We start from the raw sequence: 24,685 nt of genomic DNA, 5'->3' as shown, positions 1-24,685 counted from the left end.
CACGACGACCAGTGGCGCCGATGCGTCCGACGGTTCCGGCGCGAAGGCCGGAGACGAGACCGTGGTCGCCGCGCGTGCTCGGGTGGTGTTGGTCGGGCCGCCTGGGTCGGGGAAGTCGACGATCGGGCGCAAGCTGGCAAGGGAACTCGGTGTCGAGCTGTTCGATACCGATGCCGGGATCGAGGTCGAGACCGGTCGGAGCATTCCCGAGATCTTCGCGACCGACGGTGAGCCGGAGTTCCGCCGCATCGAGGAGCAGGTAGTGCGCCGGGCGGTGCTCGAGCACGAAGGCGTCGTCTCGCTCGGCGGCGGCTCGGTGCTGTCGGCGCGCACGCGGGAGGTGCTGCGCGGCGCCACCGTGGTGTACCTGGAGATCAGTGTGGGCGAAGGGCTTCGGCGGACCGGGTCGAGCACTGCCCGCCCTCTGCTCAACGGGGCCGACCCCGCCGCGAAGTATCGCGAGTTGATGAAGCAGCGTCGCCCGCTCTACCGCGAGGTCGCCACGGTGCGGGTGCGCACCGACGGCCGTAGTCCCGGCCGGGTGGTGCGCATGATTCTGGGGCGGCTGGGCCTCGAGTCGGTTCGCACCGACATCGCGCGCACCGCCGACGCCGTGAACCCCACTCCCCCGTTGTCTTCCACCGCACCGGGATCGGGCAGCAGCCGCTCCAAAGCCCGCAGACGGTCCCGCGCCAGAGCGGCCGCGGCCCGGCGCGGCGAGATGCTGGCCGCATCCGGGACTCAGGGCGACAACGACGCAACAACCGCTGCCGCAGCGCGATCCGCGTCGGGTCGGGCCGTTTCCGGGGAGGCACCGCCCGGTGAGAACAGGCGCTCACGCCGCAACCGCTCGCGCCGTCGCGGCAGCCGGTCCCGTGCGGTCGGTGGCGCCACCGACTCCACCCGTTCCGCGGAGAAGACCGGCACCGCATCGGCCGATGACGCGCGGCCCGGTGATCACACCGACGATCGCCCTCAGCCCACCGATCGGGGCCACATCGATACCGGTGTCGGCGAGCGGGCAGGCGGCACCGCTCGGCGCACCGCCGATTCCGGCGCCGAAAGTTCGGCGGAACACACCGAGGATGCCCGCGCCACCCGCCCGACCCGACGCGGCCGCGCAGCCCAGCCGGGCAGCCGCACCGACTCCGCACCAGGCGCCCCCACCGACGCCGTCGACACCACCGGTGCCACGCCCGCGGCGACCGGTCGCACTTCCGGCAGCCCGGAATCGTCACGCCGCAGGCGGGGCGGACGCGGAAGCCGCGGCGGTGCGCGACAAAGTCGTCGCCGCTCGTCGACCGATCACGGTGCCGAACCATCCACGGGATCGGCACGCCGAACCGACACGCACACCGGCAGCACCCCGGCACACGACACAGGCCGAATCGACACGCGTTCCGGGCGCGACATATCGCTCGACTCGACCGACCGACCCGGGACCCGCGCGGCCGGTGAGTCGACCGACCGACCCGGCACCCGCGCGGCCGGTGACTCGACCGACCGACCCGGCACCCGCGCGGCCGGTGACTCGACCGACCGACCCGGCACTCACGCGGACACTGATCGCATCGACAGCTCGGTCGGCGACACCGATCCGCGTGGCGCGCAGCAACCCCCGGCGCGCGGGCGCGCGGCGGCCCCCGGCGCGGGGGAACCGGTGCCCGGTTCGTGGCGGGCGCGGCCCCGGCGGCGAGCGACAAGACGGATGACCAACGACCCGAGAGAATCGGAGCAGCGCACGTGACAGAGCCGACCACCATTCAGGTCCGCACCGCCGATCCGTATCCGGTGATCATCGGACGCGGGTTGCTCGGCGACCTCGTCGAGGCGGTCACCGCGGGCAACGCGGTGCGCACCGTGGCGATCTTCCACCAGCCGCCACTGGCCGAGACCGCCGAAGCGGTACGCAAGGCACTGGCCGAGACCGGCATCGACGCGCACCGCATCGAGATCCCCGACGCCGAGGACGGCAAAGACCTCGCCGTGGCCGGGTTCTGCTGGGAGGTGCTCGGCCGGATCGGGCTCACCCGCAACGACGCCGTGGTGAGTCTCGGCGGCGGCGCGGCCACCGACCTCGCCGGGTTCGTGGCGGCCACCTGGATGCGCGGGGTGCGCATCGTGCACGTGCCGACCACGCTGCTGGCCATGGTCGACGCGGCGGTCGGCGGCAAGACCGGCATCAACACCGAGGCGGGCAAGAACCTCGTCGGCAGCTTCCACGAGCCGAGCGCCGTGCTCGTCGACCTGGCGACGCTGGAAACGGTGCCGCGCAGCGAGATCGTCGCGGGCATGGCCGAGATCATCAAGGCCGGTTTCATCGCCGACCCGGTGATCCTCGACCTGATCGAGGCCGATCCGGAGGCCGCGCTCGACCCCACCGGCGAGGTGCTGCCCGAGCTGGTCCGCCGCGCCATCCAGGTGAAGGCCGATGTGGTCGCCGCGGATCTCAAGGAATCGAGCCTGCGCGAGATCCTCAATTACGGCCACACCCTCGGCCACGCCGTGGAGCGGCGCGAACGGTACCGCTGGCGCCACGGTGCGGCGGTGTCGGTCGGTCTTGTGTTCGCCGCCGAGCTCGGCCGCCTCGCCGGTCGTCTGGACGACGCGACCGCCGACCGTCACCGCACCATCCTGGAGAGCGTGGGCCTGCCGGTCAGTTACGACGCCGACGCGCTGCCGCAGCTGATGGACGCGATGCAGACCGACAAGAAGACCCGTTCCGGCGTGCTGCGCTTCGTGGTGCTCGACGGCTTGGCCAAGCCCGGTCGCCTCGAAGGCCCCGACCCGAGCCTGCTCGCCGCGGCCTACTCGGCCATCGCCCGCGAAACACCGGCGAGCGGCGCGATCCTGCTCTGAGCACGGACCGCACCTGCACCACGCGTGGCCGAGCGACGCGCTCGGAGACGCCGCCTGTCAACCTCGCGTAGGCAGGTGGCACGCCTCGCTCCGAGTCGACGCGGCCGCCCACAGCGCACCGGCCGCGTCGACCGCCGGGCTACATCTTCAACTCTTCGTCGTCCGCCTATCCCGCGTGAGCGGGGACCGGCTCCGTGGCGGCTTGCGGCTTCGCGGCGGCTTGCGGCTTCGCGGCTGAGCTGCGCGCCCGGGCGCGGGCGTAGCCCACGCCGATCATCGCGGGCAGGAACACCAGCAGCATGATGAACGACGCGGCGGAGGTGAGTTCGAACAGCGCGCCCGCGTCGCCGAGTTCGATGCCAGAGATCTGGTCGAGGATCCAGCACACCGCGCCGCTACCGAGTCCGGCGATCATGCCGGACGCCAGCCAGCGGACGGTGAGGTCGGTGCCGTCGGCGGAGCGGGCGTCGCGCGCGCCCCAGGCGATGCCCGCGGCGACGATCACGATCAGACAGGCCGCCCGCCAGACGACGCCGTAGGTCGGCAGCGCCGCCATGGCGAATCCGAGCAGAACCCGCAGGACGACGACGGTCGCACCGAACGCGATGGCACGCAACAGCCAAGTGGTCATGGGCATCACCCTAATCGGACAAAACTAGAACCGGTACCAATTCGCGGATCGGCACGGCCCAGAGACGGATCAGAGTTCGAGCGCCGCCGCCATCGCCGCACGGGGTGCGGGTTGCCCGGTGAACAGCTCGACCTGCCCGTAGGCCTGATTCAGCAGCATCCGCAGCCCGCTGACCACTGAGTGCCCGGCCTCGCCGACCGCTGTCGCCAGCGGTGTCGGCCACGGGTTGTAGATCGCGTCGAGCACCACCGGCGCCGTTGCCACCGCGGCCGCGACCACGGCCGCCGCCGCGGGGGGCACCGTGCTGACCACCGCCGAGGCACGCGCACAGATCGTGGCGAGCGAATCGGCGTCGAACGACGCGGTCGCGGCCGACATCCCGAGCCGATCGGCCAGGTCGAGCGCACCACGCGCCCGGCCCGCGTCGCGGACGACGATCGTCACCGATTCCGCGCCGAGCTGCGACAGCGCGAGCAGAGCGGGCCGCGCGGTGCCACCGGCACCGAGCACGACCGCCTCGCGCACCCGCTCGACCCCGCCGTCGCGCAGCGCGCCGAGGACGCCGTCGACATCGGTGCAGTCGGCCAGCCAGCCGTCGTCGGTGCGCAGCAGGGTGTTGGCCGAGCCGACCAGTTCGGCCCGGTCGGTGCGCCGGTCGGCGTAGGCGAGTGCCGCTTCCTTGCCGGGCATCGTCACCGACAGCCCGACCCACTCCGGGCCGAGGCCGTCGACCAGACCGGGCAGCTGCTCGGCGGAGCATTCGATGCGCTCGTAGGTCCAGGGCAGGCCGAGCGCGCGGTAGGCGGCCGAGTGCAGTTGCGGCGATCGCGAGTGCCCGATCGGCTGGCCGAGCACCGCCGCCTTGCGCGGCTCAGCCACCGGTCCGGGAACTGTCGAGAATGCCGCTGCGCTGCGCCTGGGTGACCAGCCGCAGGTGTTCCTGGTAGGAGTCGGTGAACTTCGTCGTGCCCTGCTTGTCGACGGTGACGAAGTACAGCCACGGCCCCGGCTCGGGCTTCTCCATCGCCTGCAACGCGGCCACCGACGGCGCGGCGATCGGCGTCTGCGGCAGGCCCTCCATGGCGTAGGTGTTCCAGGCGGTGACGCGGGCGCGGTCCGCGTCGGTGGTGGCGACCTCGGTGGTGTCGAGGGTGTAGTTCACCGTGGAGTCGAACTGCAGCATCTGGCCGACCTCGAGGCGGTTCACGATCACCCGGGCCACCTTGCCCATGTCTTCGGGTTTCGCCTCGCGTTCCACCAGGGACGCGGCGATCAGGGTCTCGTAGGGCGACAGTTTCGTGTCGGCGCCGGACTGCAACAGTCCGGTGGCCTCGTAGGCCTGCACGCTCGCGGTGATCAGCTGTTTCAGGATCTGCTGCGGTGTGCCGCTCGGATCGAAGTCCCAGGTGCCCGCCGCGATCAGGCCTTCGAGCTGCCTGGCCCGGTCGGGGCAGTCCTTGACCGCCTGCATCGCCCACTGCGGGACACCGAGGGCGGCCAGGTCGAGGCTCGCGCCCGCCGCGTCGAGCTGCTCGTAGGTGACGCACTTGCGTTCGGGGCCGACGCAGCTGGCGTCGGCGATCTTGCGGTAGATGCCGTCGTAGCGGCCGCCGGTGCTCACGTCGTGCTTGTCGTGCAGCAGCCTGCCCTCGGACACGACCACATTGCCCACGCGGGACTTGCCACCGACCAGTGCGGCGACGGCGTCGGCGGCGGGACTGCGCTCACCGATCGCGTAGAAGCCGGGTTGCACGCTGTTCATCCCGACGTTCTGCACGGCCGCCTCGTAGAAGGCCTCGGAACTGGCGACGATCCCGCGTTCGTGCATCGCCTCGGCGATCTGAGTGGCGGTGTCGCCGGGATGCACCTGGACGACAACGGGTTTGCCCGCCGGGCCCGCGAAATCCTCGGCGGGCGTGAGACTTCCCATCAGCTTGTAGCCCGCGAAGCCCGCCGCGGACACGAACAGCAGCGCGAAGACCGCGGCGACCACCCACATGTTGCGGCGACGACGCTTGCGTTCGGCCGCTTTGCGGGAGGCGATCCGCGACCGTTTGCCGCGCCCCCCACCGGATTTGGCGCGGCCACGCCCGGCGGGTGTCGCGCGCGGTCGGCGCTGACCCACCCGGCGCGGCGGTTCGGGTTCGGGCTCGGGTTCCGGCTCGTCGAACTCGTCCTCGTAGCGCGGGATGACGTTCGTGTCGTCGTCGAAGTCGTCCCATTCGGGGACCTCGGGCTCCTCGCGCGACGCACGGGGGTCCAGGCCCCAGTCGTCGCGGCGCGGGTAACGCCGGTCCGCCTCACGCGCCCGGTACCGCTCCTCGGCCCTGGCCCATCGGTCGGTCATGCATCATCTCCGACCGCTGTGTCTGCTGCGTCCTTCACCATCGAACTCCGCTCGTCCAACCATCCTTGCAGGATCGACACCGCTGCCGCCTGGTCGATCATCTGCCGCTGGCCACGTGCGCGAACTCCACTCTCGCGCAACGCACGTGCAGCAGACACCGTAGTCAAACGTTCGTCGGAAAGGCGCACCGGAATCGGGCCGATCACCCGGCGCAACTGCTTGGCAAACTTGCGGGCGATCCCCGCGGCGGTGCCGTTTTCACCGCGCAATGTCCTGGGCAGGCCGACGATCACCTCGACGGCTTCGTACTCCCGCACAATCTCGGCAATTCTTGCGATGTCGGCGGGTGGACCGCCCTGACGGCTGGATTTGGCGCGCGCGACGGTCTCCACCGGTGTGGCGAGCACACCGTCGGGGTCACTCGACGCCACGCCGATGCGGACACTGCCGACATCGACCGCGATCCGGCGGCCCCGACCGGGGTCGGTCGCCGGATCGGGTCGATCGGCCGGGGCCTCGTCGGAGGCGGGGGTGCTCATCAGGCGGCGAGTTCGGCCACCCGGGCGCGGACCGAGGTCAAACCGTTCGGGATACCGGACGGGTCCGAGCCGGAGCCCTGCGCCATCTCCGGCTTGCCGCCGCCGCGTCCGGCGATGCTCGGGCCGAAGCTGGCGACCAGATCGCCCGCCTTGAAGCCGAGGTCCTGGGCGGCCTTGTTGACGGTCACCACGAACGGCGCCTTGCCGTCGACATTGCCGAGCAGCACGACGATCGCCGGGTCGCTGCCGAGGCGGCCACGGATGTCGGTAGCCAGGGTGCGCAGGTCACCGGCCGAGGCGCCCTCGGGCGCGGCAGCGGCGACCAGGCGCACGGAACCGACCCGCTCGGCCTGCTCGGCGAACGTGCCCGCCGAGGCGAGCACGGCGGCGATCTTGGTGCGCTCGAGTTCCTTCTCGGCCACCTTGAGCCGCTCCACGAGCTGCTCGACGCGACCGGGCACCTCCTCCGAGGGCACCTTCAGCGACGACGCGACACCGGCGAGCAGGGCACGTTCCTTGGCCAGGTACTTGTAGGAGTCCAGGCCGACGAACGCCTCCACGCGCCGCACACCCGAACCGACCGACGACTCACCGAGGACGGTGATCGGGCCGATCTGCGAGGAGTGCTCCACGTGGGTGCCACCGCACAGCTCCATCGAGAACGGGCCGCCGATCTCGACGACCCGCACCTCGTCGCCGTAGTTCTCGCCGAACAGCGCCATCGCGCCCATGGCCCTGGCCTTGGGCAGGTCGGTGACGAAGGTGTTCACGGCGAAGTCGGCGCCGACCGCGTCGTTGGACACGGCCTCGATATCGGCCTTCTGCTGATCCGACAGCGCGCCCTGCCAGTTGAAGTCGAAACGCAGGTAGCCGGGCTTGTTCAGCGAACCGGCCTGCACGGCGTTGGGGCCGAGCACCTGGCGCAGCGCGGCGTGCACCATGTGCGTGCCGGAGTGGCCCTGGGTGGCGCCGCGACGCCAGGACGGATCCGCCTGGGCCAGCACGACATCGCCCTCGGTGATCTGGCCCTGCTCCACGGTGGCCTTGTGCACCCACAGTTTCTTGGCGATCTTCTGCACGTCGTTGACGCGCAGCTTCAACCCCGAGGCGGTGATCGCGCCTCGGTCGGCGATCTGACCACCCGACTCGGCGTACATCGGGCTGCGGTCGAGGATCACCTCGACGTCCTCGCCGATCTGGGCGGCGGGCACCCGCACGCCACCGGAGATCAGGGCGAGCACGTTGGCCTCGGAGGTGAGTTCGTCGAAACCGGTGAACTCGGTGGCACCCCGGTCGACCAGTTCCTTGTAGACGGTCAGGTCGGCATGGGCGTGCTTGCGGGCCTGGGCGTCGTCCTTGGCGCGCTGACGCTGCTCGGCCATCAGCGAACGGAACCCCGCCTCGTCCACGGAAAGTCCCGCCTCGGCGGCCATCTCGAGGGTGAGGTCGATCGGGAAACCGTAGGTGTCGTGCAGCGCGAAGGCGTCACTGCCCGCGATCTGCTTGCCGCCCTTGGACTTCACCGCCGACGCGGCATTCTCGAAGAGGGTCTCGCCGGTGTTGAGAGTCTTCAGGAAGGCCGTCTCCTCACCGACCGCGACGGTCTCGATGCGGGAGAAGTCGGTGGCCAGCTCCGGGTAGGACGGCGACATCAGGTCGGAGACGACCTTCATCAGCTCGGCCATCACCGGCTTCTCGGCGCCGAGCAGGCGGGCCGAGCGCACAATGCGGCGCAGCAGGCGGCGCAGCACGTAGCCGCGGCCGTCGTTGCCGGGGTTCACGCCGTCGGCGATGAGCATGGCCGAGCTGCGCACGTGGTCGGCGATCACGCGGAAGCGCACGTCGTCGGCGTGCTCGACACCGTAGGAGCGGCCGGTGAGCTGCTCGGCCTTGTCGATGATGGGGCGAAGCAGGTCGGTCTCGTAGACGTTCTCCACGCCCTGGAGCAGCATGGCGACGCGCTCGACGCCCATGCCGGTGTCGATGTTCTTGCGCGGCAGCGACCCGACCGGCGGGAACCCGAGCTTCGGGCTGTCCTCACCGCGGATGTCCTGCATGAACACCAGGTTCCAGATCTCGAGGTAGCGGTCCTCGTCGGCGACCGGCCCGCCTTCCTTGCCGTAGGCGGGACCGCGGTCGTAGTAGATCTCCGAGCACGGACCGCCGGGACCGGGCACGCCCATGTCCCAGTAGTTGTCCTTGCCGTCGCGGAACTGGATGCGCTCCTTCGGGATTCCGGCGACACGCTCCCAGATCTCGGCGGCTTCCGGGTCGGACTCGTAGGCGGTGACCCAGATGCGTTCGGGGTCGAAACCGAAACCGCCCTCTTCCTGGGACTTGGAGATCAGCTCCCAGGCCAGGGTGATGGCGCCTTCCTTGAAGTAGTCGCCGAAGGAGAAGTTGCCCGCCATCTGGAAGAAGGTGTTGTGGCGGGTGGTGACGCCGACCTCGTCGATGTCACCGGTGCGCACGCACTTCTGCACGCTGGTGGCGCGCGCGTACGGCGCTGCTTCCTGACCCAGGAAATACGGCTTGAACTGGACCATGCCCGCATTGACGAACAGCAGGTTGGGGTCGGCCAGGATCAGCGAGGCACTGGGTACCTCGGTGTGTCCGGCACGGACGAAATGGTCCAGGAAACGCCGTCTAATCTCGTGGGTCTGCACAGCTGACCAGCCTACCGTCTGCGATCCACCGCTTTTCCGCGGGAGTCGGTGGTCGCGGCGACGATCCGCACGTGACGTGCTCAGCCGCCTCGGATGATGCGGCGCAGCTTGCTCACGCGGGAACCGACCTCGCGTTCGAAGCCGTGGTCGGTGGGTTCATAGTAGTCGGTGCCGACGATCTCGTCGGGCGGGTACTGCTGGGCGACCACGCCGCCGCGGTGTTTGTGCGGGAATTTGTAGCCCTTGGCATGACCCAGGGCCTTGGCGCCCGCGTAATGCCCGTCGCGTAGGTGCGGTGGCACCGCGCCCGCCTTGCCCGCGGTGATGTCGGACATGGCCGCCGCCAGCGCCGATGTGACCGCACCCGATTTCGGCGCGGTGGCCAGGTGGATGGTCGCCTGCGCCAGCGCCAGTTTCGCTTCGGGCAGGCCGACGAGCTGCACGACCTGGGCGGCGGCGGTCGCGGTCTGCAGCGCCATCGGGTCGGCCATGCCGACGTCCTCGCTGGCGTGGATCATCAGGCGCCGGGCGATGAAGCGCGGGTCCTCGCCCGCGGTGAGCATGCGGGCCAGGTAGTGCAGGGCCGCGTCCACGTCGGAGCCTCGGATGGATTTGATGAAGGCGCTGATGACGTCGTAGTGCTGGTCGCCCGCGCGGTCGTAGCGCACGGCGGCCTTGTCGACGCTGGCCTCGACCAGTTCGAGGTCGACGGTGCCGTCGAGCGACGACTCCGCCGAGGCCTCGAGCGCGGTGAGCGCCCGGCGCGCGTCCCCACCGGCGACCCGCACGATGTGGTCGAGCGCCTCCTCGGTGACCGTGTACTCCCCCGCCAGTCCCCGCTCGTCGGCGATCGCGCGTTCCAGCACCGCCCGGATGTCGTCGGTGGTGAGCGACTGCAACTGCAGCACCAGCGAGCGCGACAGCAAGGGCGACACCACGGAGAACGACGGGTTCTCGGTGGTCGCGCCGACGAGCAGCACGATCCGGTTCTCCACCGCCGCGAGCAGCGCGTCCTGCTGAGTCTTGGAGAACCGGTGCACCTCGTCGATGAACAGCACGGTCTGCTCGCCCACGGCCAGCCGTTTGCGCGCGAGGTCGATGACCGCACGCACCTCTTTGACACCCGCCGACAGCGCCGACAATGCCTCGAACCGGCGCCCGGTGGCCTGCGACAACAGCGAGGCGAGGGTGGTCTTACCGGTGCCGGGCGGGCCGTAGAGCAGCACCGATGCGGCACCGGACCCCTCGACCAGCCTGCGCAGCGGCGAACCGGGACCGAGCAGATGCTGCTGACCGATCACTTCGTCCAGCGAGCGCGGCCGCATCCGGACCGCCAGCGGCGCCCCGGGATCGCGCCGCACCACCGCGTCGAGTCCACGCTCGGGCTCGGCGGGTTCGCCCGGCACGTCGAACAGCTGATCACTCACGTCGTGCAGGGTACCGAGACCCTCGGACACATCCGGTCGACCGCCGGTACGGGCAGCAAACCTGAACAGATGACCGAATTATGTGTGTCCGACTTGCGCACCGGGCCGCGCTGGGATGAGATCGCTGATCGTGGTCGAAAACGAGGTCGTGCCCGCAGGACTGTTCGCCCGCCGCACCCTGTTCACCGGCAGCACAGCGGCCGCGGCGGCGGTGCTGATCGGTTCGGCGCGGGCTCACGCGACCGGAGCGGTGTTCCGGCACGGTGTGGCCTCGGGCGATCCACTGCCCGACGCGGTGATCCTGTGGACGCGCGTGAGCGTCGACGACGACGCGACCCCCGGCTCGGGCCTCGGCGACGCGACCTCGGTGCGCTGGGAGATCGCCACCGACGAGACCTTCACCCAGGTGGCCGCCTCCGGCACCGTGACAGCGACCGCCGACACCGACCACACCGTCAAGATCGATGCGAAGGGTCTGTCGGCGGGCACCGGCTACTGCTACCGCTTCCACGCGCTCGGCCAGACCTCCCCGATCGGACGCACCAGCACCGCGCCCGCCGCCGACAGCTCCGTCGACCGGCTACGCCTGGGCCTGGTGTCGTGCTCGAACTGGGAAGCGGGCTGGTTCGGCGCCTACCGGCACCTGGCCGCGCGCGGTGACCTCGACGCCATCGTGCACCTCGGCGACTACATCTACGAATACGGTCGCGGGAAGTACGTCGGCCGCGCCGGAGCGGTGCGTGCGCACGATCCGGCGCACGAGATCGTCACCCTCGCCGACTACCGGATCCGCCACGGCCAGTACAAGACCGACCCGGACCTGATGGCGCTGCACGCCGAACTGCCCTTCATCTGCACCTGGGACGACCACGAGTCGGCCGACAACTCCTGGCGCGAGGGCTCCGAGGACCACGACCCCGCCACCCAGGGCGCCTGGGCCGACCGTCGCGCGGCCTCGGCCAAGGCCTACCTCGAGTGGATGCCGGTGCGCGCCACCCGGTCCGACGGGGCGGTGCAGATCTACCGGCGGCTGCGGTTCGGCACCCTCGCCGAGCTGTCGATGCTCGACCTGCGCAGCTACCGCGACGAGGAGGCGGGGCCGGTCGCGGGGTGGCGGCACGCCGACGACCCGTCGCGCACGATCACCGGCCGGGCCCAGATGGATTGGCTCACAGCGGGATTGGTCTCGTCACCGACGCAGTGGAAGCTCGTCGGCAATTCGGTGATGATCGCGCCGGTGGTGTTCCCGCCGCTGGAACCGGCGACCACCGAGGCCATCACCGCAGCGCTGGGCATCCCGCAGGGCGGCATCACCGTCAACGGCGACCAGTGGGACGGCTACACCGCCGACCGCCGCACCCTGTTCGAGACCATCGCGGACGATCAGGTCGGCGATGTCGTGTTCCTGACCGGTGACATCCACACCTCCTGGGCCGCTGACCTGCCACTGAACGCCGCGAACTACCCGGGCGGGCCGACGGTCGGCGCGGAGTTCGTCATCCCGTCGGTCACCTCGGCCAGCGTCGCCGACATGACGAAGACTCCGCCGCGCACCACCTCGATCGCGGCCGAGGAAGCCATCAAGGCCGCCAACCATCACCTGCGGTACGTGGAACTGGACTCACACGGGTTCGGCGTCCTCGATGTGACCCCCGAGGCAACCCAGATGGACTGGTTCTACGCCTTCGACGTCACCGACCCCGCCACGGGCATCCGCCACGGCGTCTCGTTCGCGGTGCCCTCCGGCGGCCGCCTCGAACCACGCCCCACACCGGTGCACTGATCGGGCGAGGCGACGCGGGAACAGGCGCAGAATTCGTCGAAGTAGCCGTCGATCAGCACGTGGCGGGCGAGCTGTGCTCGCTCGAACACGAGGACCGCATCCGCTGGGACACACGGCGATCACCGAGGGCATCAGCCGCCGTGCGGTCGGTTTGGCGGTGATCCGGCGCGGGCATTGGAATTGCCGCGTCCGCTCGGCGCGGAACCGGCTCCGGCCACCTACGGCTCTCTGCACGCCGCCCGGGCGGCCTTCCTCGCCGAACTCGGTCGGGTCGAGGAGGCGGTCGCCGCCTACGAGGACGCGCTGCGGCTCACCGACAACGCGGTGGAACGAACCCATCTTCGAGGCAAGCTGGCCGCCCTGTCCGGGTGACAGACCGGCCGGTCAGGCGACGACGGCCGTCTCGGTTGGGCTCAGGCGTTCTCGGCGGCGAGCTCACGCTTCCATTCGCGGAAGCCTTCCTCGGTGCGGCCGCGCCGCCAGTAGCCCGAGACGGACAACCATTTCGGTGCGACATCGCGTTCCTTGCGCAGGTAGGGGCGGAGGTTGCGCATGACGGCCTCCGCTTCTCCGTGCACGAATGCCTGGACCTGGCCGGGTAGCCAGTCGGCCGAGCGCACCGCGGCGACGAGTGGGGAGTTCGCGCCAGCAAGCTCGTCGGGGACAGCGTCCGAGGACACGCCGCGATGCACCCAGTGCACCCGCAGATCGGCGGCCGAGTCCAGGGCGATCTCGTCCTCCGCGCCGCCGACCTCCACGAACACCTGGGCGGGCACACCCGGGGGCAGCGCCTCGACGGCGGCGGCGATGGCGGGCAGCGCCGATTCGTCACCGGCCAGCAGGAACCAGTCCGCGGCCGGGTCGGGTGCGAAGGCGCCGCCGGGGCCGAAGAGGCGGAATTCCGCGCCCGGCTCGACCGAGGCCGCCCACGGACCGGCGATGCCCTCGTCGCCGTGGACGACGAAGTCGATGCTGAGTTCACGACGCGACGGCTCGTAGGAACGCACGGTGTAGGTGCGCAGCACGGGTTGGCTGGCGGCTTCCATCGTCTCGCGCACCGAGTCCAGATCGAACGGCTCGGGGTAGTCGACACCCGGCACCGGGAAAATCAGCTTCACATACGCGTCGGTGAAGGCGTTCGGGGTGAACACACCATCGGTGACGGTACCGACGACGCGCACCAGGTGCGGTGTCAGCCACGTCTTGCCGATGACGCGGACGGTGATCGACTGCGGCACGTCTGCTCCCAACTCTCGGATCCCCGCCTACGCTACTCCGCATCGGGGACCATGTGGGGAGCTACGTTCTCACTCCGACCAGCGTTCCTCGAGCATCGCCGACACCTGTTCGGCGAAGTCGCCGACCGCGTCGTCGCCGGTGACGCGCGCGTCCTCGGCCAGCGCCGACCAGCGGTTGATCAGGGCTTCGGAGCGCGGCACCGACAGCCCGTGCTCGCGGGCGGTGGCGATGCGGGTGTGGTCGGCGGGCAGGAACCAGTAGGTCGACAACCACACCCAGATCAGGCGCGCCTCGAGGATCCGTTCGGCGAGCACCGTGTCGTCGGCCAGCGAGGGCCACACCCCGACCACGGCCGAACGCCAGGCCTCGACCATCTCCCTGGCCCGGCCGCGCGACAGTTCGAAGTCACACAGGCACCCGGGGAACGACACCAGCGCGTACGCGATGTCGAGGGTCGCGTCGCGGAAACCGCCCCACTCGTAGTCGAGGAACCGGGCGCCCTCGTCGTTCATGATGACGTTGTCCGGGCACAGATCCGACGGGCTGAACGCGCGGTAGCGGCCCGCGGTGAACAACCGGTTGCCGTGCACGATGCGTTCGGCGATCTCGCCGGGCACCTCGATCCCCAGTTCCGCCTCGAGCAAGCCCGGCACCTCCGCGATCGCTGCCTGGGCCTGCTGGGCGATGCCGTCGACGCGGTGCGCGGAGTCGACCCGGCGCATGAGCGCGATGAAGTCAGGTTCCCGGCCGACGGTCGCCGCGTGCATGCGCCCGAGAGCTTGCGCGAACGCCATGAGCGCGTTGCGGGTGTTCGGTTCGACGCGCGCGGCGAGCAGCGAGGTGAGCAGCGCGTTGTCGCCGAGATCCGAGAGCACGAGGATGCGGTCGGGCACGCTGTGCGCGATGAGGTAGGCACCGGGGCGCTGTTCGCGGCTCAGGGCGGTGGTGAACTGGTAGGACACCGCCTCGCGCAGGAATGCCGCGTCGATGCTGGCGACACCGGGCGCCATGCCACCGGTGACGCGATCCTGCGCGGCGCCACGCACCTGCTTCACGATCAGCGTGCGCGGGAGCGAGAAAGCGTTCTCCGCGACACGCACCCGCAGGACTGTGGTCCTGCCACTACCGCTGAGCTCCACTGGATCACTCAGCTTCACCGCAGCACCCATTCGCTTTGTGAGCAACTGTTGTGCTGCGGACACGACGTCGGCGGCGCGTTCGGCCAATAGTGCGGTCATCGCCTCTCAAGCTACTCGTACCTGGTCACTTCTAGCGAGCGGTTACGCAACCTTTCCGCGTCGCCCGGCGTGTTGGCGCCGAGGTTGCGCGCGTGTGCCTGTTCGCTTGACACATCTGTCGCTCGTCGGGTTTTCTCGACGTCAACTGCAGTGCGCCACACCGCAAACCGGTTGAGTCGAAAGGTCTACCACAGTGACCGACACACCGTCCGCCGCATCGAGCGATTCACCGGGTGGGTCGCCTGCGCCCGGCGGTAGCGGGCAATTCGCCCACGGCACCGGACACCACGAGGGCATCGCTCGCCCGGCCGCACCGAGCTCGGGAACGGGCAGGCACGGAATGGCCGGTGGCGCAGGCTATCCGCAATTCGAAGGACCCGGCGCCGCCCAGTACGGCACCGAGCCGGTCGAGCCCCCACCTCCGGTTGCCGGTTCGGGAATGGGCGCACCGCACTACGGTCAGCCGGGCACCGGTCCGGGTTACGCGGTGCCCCAGGAAAAATCGGAGACCTCGGGTTACGCGACTCCCCCCGCCGGTGGCGTATCACCGACGCAGTCCGGGCAGCCGTCGGGTTACCTCCATTCGGGAGCACAGGCCCTCGACATCGGGCAGTCCCTGAGCTACGGCGTCGAGCGCTTCCGCACCAATCCCGGACCGTGGCTCGGGATAATCGGCGTGGGTGTGCTCATCTATCTCGGGGCCCTCGCGATCGTGCAGATCGTGAACCCCACCTCGCCGCTGAGCGTGCTGTTCCTGTTCCTGCTCGTACTGGTTGCGCTGTGGTTGCTGCAGGCGGCGATGGTGCGTGGGGCGCTGTACGAAACCGACGGATACCCACCGGCTTTCGGGTCGTTCTTCCGGTTCGTGAACGCGGGCAACGTGTTGCTCACGGCGCTGCTGGCCTTCACCGCGACCCTGCTCGCCTCGGCGTTGTGCCTGGCGCCTGGCGTGATCGTCGGGTTCCTGTGCATGTTCTCGCTGCACTTCGTGATCGACCAGGACTACGGCCCGGTCGAGGCGATCAAGGCGAGCGGCATGCTGGTGCTCGCCAACCTGTGGGCCAGCGTGCTGCTGTTCCTCACGGTCGCACTCGTCACCTTCGTCGGTGTACTCGCCTGCGGGATCGGGTTGTTCGTCGCCGGGCCGGTGTGCACGATCGCGGTCACCTACGCCTACCGGATGCTCACCGCGGGACCGGTCGCCCGCGTCTAGTGCCGCAGCGGCGTCTTCATGCCGATCGCCCGCTTGAACCGTCCGACGGGGCCTGACTCGTCGCCCGCGCGCGGCCGCAGTTCCAGCACGAGCACACCGGCCACCACGATGCCGACCAGGTTCACCGCGAGCTGACCGGCCGACTCGAACGCTCGCTGCCACTGACCGAGCGTCGCGGCCACCACCGCATAGCCCGCCGCGGGCACGGTGGTGACCGAGATGAACACCCCGATCAGGGCCGCCGATTTCGCGGTGACCAGCGACAGCATGCCCGCCGCACCGGCCAGCAGGGCGACGACCAGGGAGAACGGCCCGACCTGGTAGATGAAGTCGACATTGTGCGCGTCCATCACGCCCTCGACGGTGATCCAGCCCACCCGCTCCCACAGCATCGTGGCGAACAAGGTGATCACCATCGCGACCGGGAAGGCCACCGCCAGCGCGATCATCGACCGCCGCGCCAACCGCCAATTGCGGCGCACCAGTGCGACCGACAACGCCGCCAGTGGCCCGAACTCCGGGCCGACCACCATCGCGCCGACGATGGTGACGGGCGAATTCGTCGCCACACCGATCGAGGCGAGCAGGCAGGCGATGGTCAGGAACGCGAGGAAGGTGGAGTTGAGCGAGGATTCCTCGTGCGTCTCCACGAGCAGCTGTTCCCAGACCACGGCGTCGCTCGGGTCGCCGGGTGCCGCCCGGACCGCCCGGTCGGCGGCGTCGGACAGCACGGCTTCCACCGGGCCGAGCGTGATACCGCCGGAGTGGACGAGTCCGAGCGACTTCACGTCGTGCAGGATCTTGTTGGCCGCCTCGCGGGCGATGTCGGCCTGGACCAGATCACCGCCTGGGTCGACCGCGATGCCGGGCGCCACGGTCAGGTGGGTGACACCCGCATCGGCCTCGAGAATGCCGACCAGCTCAGCGGTCTTCTCGGGTGGACTGATAATGCGCAGATGCAGCACCGATAGCCTCCTGGTCCGCGGCCCCTGTCGGGACCACTCCAGAAACTACCGGTGCTGCTTTCCGGTCGCTACTTCTGCGGGGCAACGGCTTTCGGCGCGTCGGCACCCTTGACCTCGGGCTTGGCGTCGATGCCCGCCTCTTTGCGCTGCTGGGCGGTGATCGGCGCGGGCGCGTCGGTGAGCGGGTCGACGCCGCCACCGGTCTTCGGGAACGCGATCACCTCGCGGATCGAGTCCTCCCCGGCCAGCAGGGCGGTGATGCGGTCCCAGCCGAAGGCGATACCGCCCATGGGCGGAGCGCCGTAGGAGAAGGCGTCGAGCAGGAAGCCGAACTTCTCCTGTGCCTCGTCGTGGTCGATGCCCATCACCTTGAACACGCGTTCCTGCACGTCGCGGCGGTGGATACGGATGGAACCGCCACCGATCTCGTTGCCGTTGCAGACGATGTCGTAGGCGTAGGCCAGCGCCGAACCCGGGTCGGTGTCGAAGGTGTCCATCGACTCCGGCTTGGGCGAGGTGAAGGCGTGGTGCACCGCGGTCCAGGACGAATGGCCAAGGGCCACGTCGCCGCTCGCGGTGGCCTCGGCGGCCGGTTCGAACATCGGGGCGTCGACGATCCAGACGAAGGCCCAGGCGTTCGGGTCGATGAGATCGCACTTGCGGGCGATCTCGCCACGCGCGGCACCGAGCAGGGCACGGCTGGACTTGGTCGCGCCCGCCGCGAAAAAGACGCAGTCGCCCGGCTCGGCGCCGACCTGCTTGGCCAGCCCCTCGCGTTCGGCATCGGACAGGTTCTTGGCGACCGGGCCGCCCAGGGTGCCGTCCTCGTTGATCAGGATGTACGCGAGACCCTTGGCGCCGCGCTGCTTGGCCCACTCCTGCCAGGCGTCGAGCTGACGACGCGGCTGGCTCGCACCACCGGGCATCACGACGGCGCCGACGTACTCGGACTGGAACACCCGGAACGGGGTGTCCTTGAAGTAATCGGTGAGCTCGGTGATCTCCACGCCGAAACGCAGGTCGGGCTTGTCGGAACCGAAGCGGCGCATCGCCTCCGCGTAGGTCATGTGCGGGATCGGGGTGACGATGTCGTGGCCGACCAGCTTCCACAGCGCGGTGAGGATGTCCTCGGCCAGCAGGATCACGTCCTCCTGGCGCACGAAGCTCATCTCGATGTCGAGCTGGGTGAACTCCGGCTGACGGTCGGCGCGGAAGTCCTCGTCGCGGTAGCAACGCGCGATCTGGTAGTAGCGCTCGATGCCACCGACCATCAGCAGCTGCTTGAACAGCTGCGGACTCTGCGGCAACGCGTAGAAGCTGCCCGGCTGCAGGCGGGCGGGGACCAGGAAGTCGCGGGCGCCTTCGGGGGTGGACCGGGTGAGCGTCGGGGTCTCGACCTCGATGAACTCGTGGGCGCCGAGCACCTCGCGGGCGGCGGCGTTGACCTTGGAGCGCAGGCGGATGGCGTGGCCGGGGCCCTCGCGGCGCAGGTCGAGGTAGCGGTACTTGAGGCGGGCCTCGTCGCCGGGGGTCTCGTCGAGCTGGAACGGCAGCGGCGCGCTCTCGTTGAGCACGACCAGTTCGCGCACGTCGACCTCGATCTGGCCGGTCGGCAGTTCGGGGTTCTCGTTGCCGTCGGGACGCTGCTCCACCACACCGGTGATCTGCACGCAGTACTCCGCGCGCAGCTTGTGGGCCTGTTCGGCCGCCTCGCCTTCGCGAAACACCGCCTGCGCGACTCCCGAGGCGTCACGCAGATCGATGAAGATCACGCCACCGTGGTCACGCCGCCGGGCCACCCAGCCGGTGAGGGTGACGGTCTGACCGGCGTGCTCGCTTCGCAGCGAACCAGCCAAGTGGGTGCGCAGCACGGTATTCCTTTCGACGATTTGTCGCACCGTGGAGAACACCCGGTGCACGACCATCGTAGTGAGACACGATGGGCGAGGGAAAACCGATATCTTCCGCGCCGTGTCAAGCTTGTCGCGCGCCCTGCGCCACGGCCAGGCGCGCGACGGCGAATGATGCTGCACGGCAGCTGGACAACCGAGCGAAGGCGAGTACCGCGATGACCTTCAACGAGGGTATGCAGATCGATCCGGGCCGGGCGTCCTCGGGCGGCGGACCGGGGATGGGCGGCAAGCTGGCCGTCGGCGGTGGTGCGGGCGGTCTGATCCTGCTGGTTGTCGGCCTGCTGTTCGGCGTCGACCTGACCGGCTCCGGCACGGGCACCGGGTTGTCCGACGGGCAGTACCAGGGCGGGGACGCCACCGCCGGGACACCCGAACACTGCAAGACCGGTGCGGATGCGAACAAGTACGTCGACTGCCGGGTCGTGCTCACCGCGCAGAGCCTGGACGCGGTCTGGGGCGCGGAACTGCCGAAACAGACCGGTCAGCGGTACGTGCGGCCCGAGCTCGTCCTGTTCACCGGCGCGGTGAACACCGGGTGCGGCAACGCGACCAGCGATGTCGGCCCCTTCTACTGCCCGGCCGATCGCACCGCCTACTTCGACACCAGCTTCTTCCAGGAACTCGTCGACCGGTTCGGCGCCAGCGCGGGACCACTGGCCCAGGAGTACGTGGTGGCCCACGAGGTGGGTCATCACATCCAGAACCAGCTCGGCGACATCGGCCGCGCGCAGCAGGATCCGCGCGGACCCGAATCGGGCGCGGTGCGTACCGAACTGCAAGCCGACTGCTACGCGGGTTTGTGGGCTCACTACGCCGACAAGCAGAACGCTCCTGGCAGCAATCAACCGTTCCTGAAGCCGCTGTCGGACAACGACATCCGGGACGCGCTGTCGGCCGCCAACGCCGTCGGCGACGACCGCATCCAGCGTGCGGCTGGTCGTGGTGTGAACCCGGAGTCGTGGACGCACGGTTCCTCCGACCAGCGCCAGAAGTGGTTCCTCGCGGGGTACCGCAGCGGCTCGGTGCAGTCCTGCGATACCTATTCCGCCACCGACCTGAACAATCCCCCCGGGTTACGCTGACCCTCGAACCCGATCCGACACAGCGTTTTTCATCGAGGGGAAACCATGCGCCTGCCCATCATCGGTCTGCTCGTCTGCGCGCTCGCCCTGCCAGGTGCGGGCGCGCTCTCCCATGCCGACCCGGCACCGCTACCCCTGATCAGCGTCACCACGATCCCCGCCGGGTGGTCGACCCGCACGGACCTGCGACCGGTGCTGCAGGTGTTCGATGACGGCACGGCCGTCTACCGGCCCGACGCGGTGAGCAAGGACCGCAAGGCCGAGACCACGCCGAAGGAAGAGCGGGGAAAGGTCGCCGCCGACGTGATCTCGGCCGCGCGCGCGGAGATCGACGCGCTCCAGGAGACCGACTTCGGCATCCCCGCCGGGGAGGGCAAGGGCGCCCAGATCGTCGACCTGCTCACCGAGGATCCGGCCGAGGACGCCCACCTGGTGGTCTACTCCCCCGACGCGGCCGACGGCCTCAACCCTGAACAGCAGGCCGCGCGCAAGCGTTTCACCGACCTCACCAAGAAGCTGGTCGACGCCTTCGAGAAGTGAGTCCAGGTTCGCCCGCGGCACCGGGCCGCGGGCGAACCTCGATCAGAACCGGTCTTCGTCGGCGGTGCGTTCGTCCTCGTGGACGGCGCCGATGACCTCGGGCGTGGCTTCGCCGAGGAGACCGGTGAGGTCTTCGTTTCCGGTGCGGCTCTGGTAGGGCTGCACCGTGCGGCCGTGTTCCTCGTCGTTGCCGCGCTGGCCCGCGCCCGCCGCGCCCGGGCTGCCGCCCATGAACCCGGAACCCGCGCTCGCGGGCGTGGTGCTCGCACCGCCCATGCCGGTGCCGAGGCTCGTCGCCATCACACGACCGGCGGCGGGCATCGCGGAGCCGGGCAGTGCCGTCGACTTCGGCGAGCCGGTGCTCGGAGTGCCACTCGAGCTGCCGCCACCGCCACCGCCACCGCCGCCACCGCGCGCGGTACCGAGGGCGCCGAGCGCGGCACTCGAGCCACCGCCGCCGCCCGTGCCCGCCGGGCTGGTGCCCGCCGGGGACGTGGTGGTTGCGCCGGTGCCACCGGTGCTGGCCGCACTGGTCTCGGTGGCGCTGCTGAGCGCGTCCTCGGCCTGGGTGAGCAGCGGTTCGCCGATGTTCTCCGAGGCGGCCTGGAGCACCTCCTCCGGCGAGGGCAGTCCGCTCTGGCTCGCGAGCTGACCGACCACCCCGCTGAGTTCCCCGGTGTACCCGGCCAATTGGCCTCGGGTGGCGTTGACGACGGTGACCGCCTCGCCCAGGTGCGTGGTGGCCAGACCGATCAGCGTGGCCTGGGTCGGCGGCAGCATGATGGTCGGCGCGAGTGCCGTCGCCTGCGCGGCGAAGGCGGTGGCGATGGAGGTGAGCTGGGCGTTGCCCGTCTGCACGACCGCGGCCGCCTGCTGGGTGAGCGCGGAGATGTCGATGCCGCGCTGACTGGTTTCCTGCCCCTCGACCTGTGCCTGCTGACTCGCCGCGGTCGCGGCGTCGGCGGACTGGCCTTCCCACAGTTGCTGCACGGTTTTCACACCGCCCTGGGCCAAGGTCATGGCCTGTTCGATGACGGCCGAGGAGTTGCTCAGGATGGAGGTGGGGTCGAGCGAGCCGAACACGCCGGTGCCGAAGCTGCTGAGCAGGTCGAGGAACGGCTGGAACAGCGTCTCGATGCCGGGCAGCGCGGGCAGCGACAGACCGTTCATCAGGGCCGCGACCGGGTCATCGGTGAGCGTCGTCGCGGCGGCCGAGTTGGTGGCACCGGTGCTCGTGTTCGCGGCGCCGCCCGTCGCCCCGGTGACCGCGCTCTTGGCCTGGTTCATCAGGGTCTGGGCGGTACCGAACGGGTCGATCGTGGCCTGGCTCAACGCGCCCTGCACCTCGGTGAGCGCCGAGGACGCGTCGTCCGAGACACCCGAGAGGATGTCCTGGGCGTCCGTGCCGGTGCCGAGCCCGGACATGCCGGGCAGCCCGGCGGGCACACCTGCCTGCTGGGTTTCCTCGGTGATCTTCTGGGCGAGGGCGAAGACGGGCTCCTCGACGTCCTCGGGCAGCTGCACCAGCGGCACGTCGAGGATGGCCTGGCCCGCCAGTTCCCGCGGCACGGCGCCCAGCGCCGACTGCGTCGCGGACTCGGCGGTGGCCAGCGACGCCTCCGGGCTGATGACGCCGGTGTCGCCCGTGCTCAACGGCTTCATGCCCCGCCCCCGATACCGGCCGCCTGGCGCGCGAGCTCCGCGGCGTTGTCGATGTCGGTGGCGTCGAACGTCACCGACGAGCGGAACGCGGCGTCCGACAGCGAGCCGAACTTGGCCGACAGGTCGTTGATGTCCTTGGCCTGCAACACCTGCGCGGCCGCGAACATCGCCAGGTAGTCGGCGCCGATGAGCCCGAACACGGGTGTCATCGCGGAGACGTTGGCCACCAGGTCGAAATTGCCCGCCGCCGCGATCTGCCCCGCCACCCCGGCATTGGTCGTCGCGAACGCGTTGACACCTTCGGTTTGCACCGAGAGATCGGTCATGCGAATCCCCCACTCGTCGTGAAAAGTCGGTCCCGAGACCACGATCGGGTAGCCGCGCAACTCCCGACGCGACCGCCCGTTTGCGCAGTGCGCCAAATATAGCCGAACACCCCCACCGGTTTCGACTCGCGACGGACTCGATCCGCGGGATTCCATGGCAAAACTAGAACATGTTCTATATCCTCGGCCGCATGAAGGTCGCAGTGACCGGCGCAGCCGGCTACCTCGGGTCCAACCTGATCCCCCAGCTCGTGGAGCGCGGACACGAGGTGGTCGCCATCGACCGCGTCGCCCCCGCCACCACCGATCCGGCCGTCACCTGGGTCGAGGGCGACGTGCTCGACGCCGCGTCGATGCGCACGGCGCTGGACGGCGCCGAGGTGGTGTACCACCTGGTCGCGCTGATCACGCTGGCCAAGAACAACGACCTGGCCTGGCGGGTGAACACCGAGGGCGTGCGGGTCACCGCCGAGGCCGCGCTGGAGGTGGGCGCTCGCCGGTTCGTGCACACCAGCTCCATCCACGCCTTCGACCAGTACCGGGCGGGCGGGCACATCGATGAGACCTCGCAGCGATCCGACGATCCCGACCTGCCGGTGTACGACCGCTCCAAATGGACGGGCGAACTGTCGTTGCGGCCCGCGATCGAGCGGGGCCTCGACGCGGTGATCGTGAACCCGACCGGCGTCTTCGGCCCGGTGGACAACCTGCGCCAGCTCTCGCGCGTCAACCGCACCACGGTGGACTCCGCGCGCGGCCGGGTTCCGGTGATGATCGGCGGCGGCTTCGACATGGTCGACGTGCGCGATGTGGCGCTCGGCCTGATCCTGGCGGGCGAGAAGGGCCGCACCGGCGAGAACTACCTGCTCGGCGGGCACATGATCACCCTGATCGAGCTGTGCCGGATCGCGGCGCGGCACGCGGGCGTCGCCGGGCCGCGTTTCGCGATCCCCGCGGGTCTCATCGGCGCCCTCATGCCCGTGCTCGAACCGATCAGCAAGCGCCTCGGTTCGGACGTGATCTCCAAAGCCGCGCTCGGCGCGATCATTTCGGCACCGGTCGTCGACCACGGCAAAGCCGAACGTGAACTCGGCTACCGGCCGCGCCCGATCCAGGAAAGCATCCACGATCTCGTCGACTTCGCCCTCGCCCCGCGCCACGCTTGACAGTCGATCGAACGCATGTTCGACTCAGAGGGTGCGGTGGCAGCCCCAGACCCTCGATGCCGATGACGGTGCCCTGCCCGGTTTGAGCCGGGCGGGGCTCGTCCGCACCGTGCGCACGCCCGAGTTCGACGGCATCACCTTTCACGAGGTGCTGTGCAAGAGCGCGCTGAACAAGATGCCCGAGAGCAGCGCGTTGCCGTTCCGGTGGACCATCAATCCGATGCGCGGGTGTTCGCACGCGTGCCGATACTGTTTCGCGCGCGGCAGTCACGAATATCTCGGGCTGGACGCCGGACGCGATTTCGATTCCGAGATCGTGGTGAAGACCAATGTGGCCGCGGTATTGCGCCGCGAGCTCGGGCGGCGATCGTGGCAGCGCGAGGCGGTGGCGCTCGGCACCAATACCGATCCGTATCAGCGGGCCGAGGGGCGATACCGGTTGATGCCGGGCATCATTCGCGCGCTCACCGAATCCGGTACGCCGTTCTCGATTCTCACCAAGGGCCCGCTGCTGCGCCGGGATCTGCCGTTGCTCACCGAAGCGGCGCGGCGGGTAGAAGTGAGTGTGGCGGTGTCGATCGCGATTCTCGACCCCGACCTGCACCACAGTCTCGAACCGGGCACCCCCGAACCCCGCGCCCGCCTCGACCTCGTGCGTGCTCTGGCCGACGCGGGTTTCTCCGTGCACGTGATGGCGGCCCCGATCATTCCGTGCCTCACCGACAGCCGCGCTCACCTCGATGCCCTGTTCGCCGCGATCGCCGACGCGGGCGCCGCCAGCGCGACGGCCTTCCCCATGCATTTGCGCGGCCCCACCCGCGACTGGTTCCTGGCCTGGCTCGACACCGAACATCCCGCCCTGATGCGCCGCTACCGCCAGCTCTACAACCGGGGCGCCAACGTCACCCCCACCTACCGCGACTGGTTGCGAGACCGGGTGAACCCGCTGCTCACCGCGCACGGGCTCCGCCGCGAGCAGGGCCCTACGACTCCGCCGACCGTCGCTCCCGCGCCGACGAACCCGCAACTCGCCCTGTTCGGCTGAGTGCCCGGCGTGAGCCGCGTCGCGCGACAACCACATTCCAGGGC

General features: G+C 69.9%; 20 protein-coding genes and 1 pseudogene. 9 read left to right on the top strand and 12 right to left on the bottom strand.

Going from position 1 to position 24,685, the window contains the following annotated elements; genetic code table 11:
- Positions 1-61 precede the first annotated feature (61 nt).
- Positions 62-568 (top strand): annotated as a pseudogene (locus tag NC7_RS08825) (shikimate kinase); the annotation flags it as partial.
- A 1,175-nt stretch (positions 569-1,743) separates the two neighbouring features.
- A complete protein-coding gene (gene aroB, locus NC7_RS08820) occupies positions 1,744-2,859 on the top strand; it encodes a 3-dehydroquinate synthase (RefSeq protein WP_067981023.1) in 1,116 nt (371 codons plus the stop codon).
- Positions 2,860-3,025: 166 nt separating this feature from the next.
- Here the strand turns inward: aroB and NC7_RS08815 are convergent, their stop codons facing one another.
- The 6 genes from NC7_RS08815 to NC7_RS08790 all read right to left on the bottom strand — a co-directional run bounded on the left by NC7_RS08815 (position 3,026) and on the right by NC7_RS08790 (position 10,469).
- On the bottom strand, positions 3,026-3,490 hold the full coding sequence (locus NC7_RS08815; protein WP_084458189.1) for a B-4DMT family transporter: 465 nt from the start codon (positions 3,488-3,490) through the stop codon (positions 3,026-3,028).
- Between the two features lie 69 nt (positions 3,491-3,559).
- Positions 3,560-4,369 (bottom strand): shikimate dehydrogenase, encoded by an 810-nt coding sequence (locus tag NC7_RS08810; protein WP_067981022.1) that lies wholly within the window; start codon positions 4,367-4,369, stop codon positions 3,560-3,562.
- Positions 4,362-5,837 carry an endolytic transglycosylase MltG gene (gene mltG, locus NC7_RS08805; RefSeq protein ID WP_067981021.1) on the bottom strand — a complete coding sequence of 492 codons (1,476 nt, stop codon included), beginning with the start codon at positions 5,835-5,837 and terminating at the stop codon, positions 4,362-4,364. The genes NC7_RS08810 and mltG overlap by 8 nt, the downstream gene beginning before the upstream one ends.
- Positions 5,834-6,376 carry a Holliday junction resolvase RuvX gene (ruvX, locus tag NC7_RS08800; protein ID WP_067981020.1) on the bottom strand — a complete coding sequence of 181 codons (543 nt, stop codon included), beginning with the start codon at positions 6,374-6,376 and terminating at the stop codon, positions 5,834-5,836. Before ruvX ends, mltG begins: the two co-directional genes overlap by 4 nt.
- Positions 6,376-9,042 carry an alanine--tRNA ligase gene (alaS, locus tag NC7_RS08795; protein ID WP_067981019.1) on the bottom strand — a complete coding sequence of 889 codons (2,667 nt, stop codon included), beginning with the start codon at positions 9,040-9,042 and terminating at the stop codon, positions 6,376-6,378. The genes ruvX and alaS overlap by 1 nt, the downstream gene beginning before the upstream one ends.
- 80 nt (positions 9,043-9,122) lie before the next feature.
- The gene (locus tag NC7_RS08790) at positions 9,123-10,469 is read right to left on the bottom strand and encodes a replication-associated recombination protein A (RefSeq protein WP_157101897.1); all 1,347 of its coding nucleotides are present in this window, start codon (positions 10,467-10,469) and stop codon (positions 9,123-9,125) included.
- Between the two features lie 115 nt (positions 10,470-10,584).
- Here NC7_RS08790 and NC7_RS08785 point away from each other — a divergent pair, with 115 nt between their 5' ends.
- Both NC7_RS08785 and NC7_RS08780 read left to right on the top strand, forming a co-directional pair.
- A complete protein-coding gene (locus tag NC7_RS08785; RefSeq protein WP_084458187.1) occupies positions 10,585-12,252 on the top strand; it encodes an alkaline phosphatase D family protein in 1,668 nt (555 codons plus the stop codon).
- Positions 12,253-12,426: 174 nt separating this feature from the next.
- Positions 12,427-12,624 (top strand): hypothetical protein, encoded by a 198-nt coding sequence (locus tag NC7_RS08780; RefSeq protein WP_067981018.1) that lies wholly within the window; start codon positions 12,427-12,429, stop codon positions 12,622-12,624.
- 41 nt (positions 12,625-12,665) lie between these two features.
- On the opposite strand, the gene NC7_RS08775 is transcribed toward NC7_RS08780, so the two are convergent.
- The gene (locus NC7_RS08775; RefSeq protein ID WP_067981017.1) at positions 12,666-13,490 is read right to left on the bottom strand and encodes a siderophore-interacting protein; all 825 of its coding nucleotides are present in this window, start codon (positions 13,488-13,490) and stop codon (positions 12,666-12,668) included.
- A 69-nt stretch (positions 13,491-13,559) separates the two neighbouring features.
- Complete coding sequence (locus NC7_RS08770) at positions 13,560-14,729, bottom strand: phosphotransferase family protein (RefSeq protein WP_067981016.1); 1,170 nt, start codon at positions 14,727-14,729, stop codon at positions 13,560-13,562.
- 193 nt (positions 14,730-14,922) lie between these two features.
- Here NC7_RS08770 and NC7_RS08765 point away from each other — a divergent pair, with 193 nt between their 5' ends.
- Complete coding sequence (locus NC7_RS08765) at positions 14,923-15,942, top strand: DUF2189 domain-containing protein (RefSeq protein WP_067981015.1); 1,020 nt, start codon at positions 14,923-14,925, stop codon at positions 15,940-15,942.
- Here NC7_RS08765 and NC7_RS08760 read toward each other — a convergent pair.
- Positions 15,939-16,907 (bottom strand): DUF389 domain-containing protein, encoded by a 969-nt coding sequence (locus tag NC7_RS08760; RefSeq protein WP_067981014.1) that lies wholly within the window; start codon positions 16,905-16,907, stop codon positions 15,939-15,941. The genes NC7_RS08765 and NC7_RS08760 overlap by 4 nt on opposite strands.
- Positions 16,908-16,975: 68 nt before the next feature.
- Positions 16,976-18,778 (bottom strand): aspartate--tRNA ligase, encoded by a 1,803-nt coding sequence (aspS, locus tag NC7_RS08755; protein ID WP_067981298.1) that lies wholly within the window; start codon positions 18,776-18,778, stop codon positions 16,976-16,978.
- A gap of 197 nt (positions 18,779-18,975) precedes the next feature.
- Here aspS and ypfJ point away from each other — a divergent pair, with 197 nt between their 5' ends.
- Together ypfJ and NC7_RS08745 are read left to right on the top strand one after the other, a co-directional pair.
- The gene (gene ypfJ, locus NC7_RS08750; protein WP_067981013.1) at positions 18,976-19,902 is read left to right on the top strand and encodes a KPN_02809 family neutral zinc metallopeptidase; all 927 of its coding nucleotides are present in this window, start codon (positions 18,976-18,978) and stop codon (positions 19,900-19,902) included.
- Between the two features lie 45 nt (positions 19,903-19,947).
- Entirely contained in the window at positions 19,948-20,442 is a 495-nt protein-coding gene (locus NC7_RS08745; RefSeq protein ID WP_067981012.1) for a hypothetical protein, read from the top strand.
- 42 nt (positions 20,443-20,484) lie between these two features.
- Here the strand turns inward: NC7_RS08745 and NC7_RS08740 are convergent, their stop codons facing one another.
- Both NC7_RS08740 and NC7_RS08735 read right to left on the bottom strand, forming a co-directional pair.
- Positions 20,485-22,104 (bottom strand): hypothetical protein, encoded by a 1,620-nt coding sequence (locus NC7_RS08740; RefSeq protein ID WP_067981011.1) that lies wholly within the window; start codon positions 22,102-22,104, stop codon positions 20,485-20,487.
- A complete protein-coding gene (locus tag NC7_RS08735; protein WP_067981010.1) occupies positions 22,101-22,430 on the bottom strand; it encodes a type VII secretion target in 330 nt (109 codons plus the stop codon). Before NC7_RS08735 ends, NC7_RS08740 begins: the two co-directional genes overlap by 4 nt.
- A 191-nt stretch (positions 22,431-22,621) precedes the next feature.
- Between NC7_RS08735 and NC7_RS08730 the strand changes: the two genes are divergently transcribed.
- Together NC7_RS08730 and NC7_RS08725 are read left to right on the top strand one after the other, a co-directional pair.
- Entirely contained in the window at positions 22,622-23,596 is a 975-nt protein-coding gene (locus NC7_RS08730; protein WP_067981297.1) for an NAD-dependent epimerase/dehydratase family protein, read from the top strand.
- Between the two features lie 31 nt (positions 23,597-23,627).
- Positions 23,628-24,641 carry an Rv2578c family radical SAM protein gene (locus NC7_RS08725; RefSeq protein WP_067981009.1) on the top strand — a complete coding sequence of 338 codons (1,014 nt, stop codon included), beginning with the start codon at positions 23,628-23,630 and terminating at the stop codon, positions 24,639-24,641.
- Positions 24,642-24,685: the final 44 nt, after the last annotated feature.

Source organism: Nocardia caishijiensis NBRC 108228, from assembly GCF_001612825.1.
GTDB lineage: Bacteria > Actinomycetota > Actinomycetes > Mycobacteriales > Mycobacteriaceae > Nocardia > Nocardia caishijiensis.
This window is presented reverse-complemented; position numbering and strand designations above follow the sequence as displayed.

What these genes read in the sequence shown, in the direction of transcription:
- NC7_RS08815 (WP_084458189.1), bottom strand. Translation starts at nt 3,490, where the DNA reads ATGACCACTTGGCTGTTGCGTGCCATCGCGTTCGGTGCGACCGTCGTC.
- mltG (WP_067981021.1), bottom strand. Translation starts at nt 5,837, where the DNA reads ATGACCGACCGATGGGCCAGGGCCGAGGAGCGGTACCGGGCGCGTGAG.
- ruvX (WP_067981020.1), bottom strand. Translation starts at nt 6,376, where the DNA reads ATGAGCACCCCCGCCTCCGACGAGGCCCCGGCCGATCGACCCGATCCG.
- NC7_RS08785 (WP_084458187.1), top strand. Translation starts at nt 10,585, where the DNA reads ATGAGATCGCTGATCGTGGTCGAAAACGAGGTCGTGCCCGCAGGACTG.
- NC7_RS08770 (WP_067981016.1), bottom strand. Translation starts at nt 14,729, where the DNA reads ATGACCGCACTATTGGCCGAACGCGCCGCCGACGTCGTGTCCGCAGCA.
- ypfJ (WP_067981013.1), top strand. Translation starts at nt 18,976, where the DNA reads ATGACCTTCAACGAGGGTATGCAGATCGATCCGGGCCGGGCGTCCTCG.
- NC7_RS08745 (WP_067981012.1), top strand. Translation starts at nt 19,948, where the DNA reads ATGCGCCTGCCCATCATCGGTCTGCTCGTCTGCGCGCTCGCCCTGCCA.
- NC7_RS08740 (WP_067981011.1), bottom strand. Translation starts at nt 22,104, where the DNA reads ATGAAGCCGTTGAGCACGGGCGACACCGGCGTCATCAGCCCGGAGGCG.
- NC7_RS08735 (WP_067981010.1), bottom strand. Translation starts at nt 22,430, where the DNA reads ATGACCGATCTCTCGGTGCAAACCGAAGGTGTCAACGCGTTCGCGACG.
- NC7_RS08730 (WP_067981297.1), top strand. Translation starts at nt 22,622, where the DNA reads ATGAAGGTCGCAGTGACCGGCGCAGCCGGCTACCTCGGGTCCAACCTG.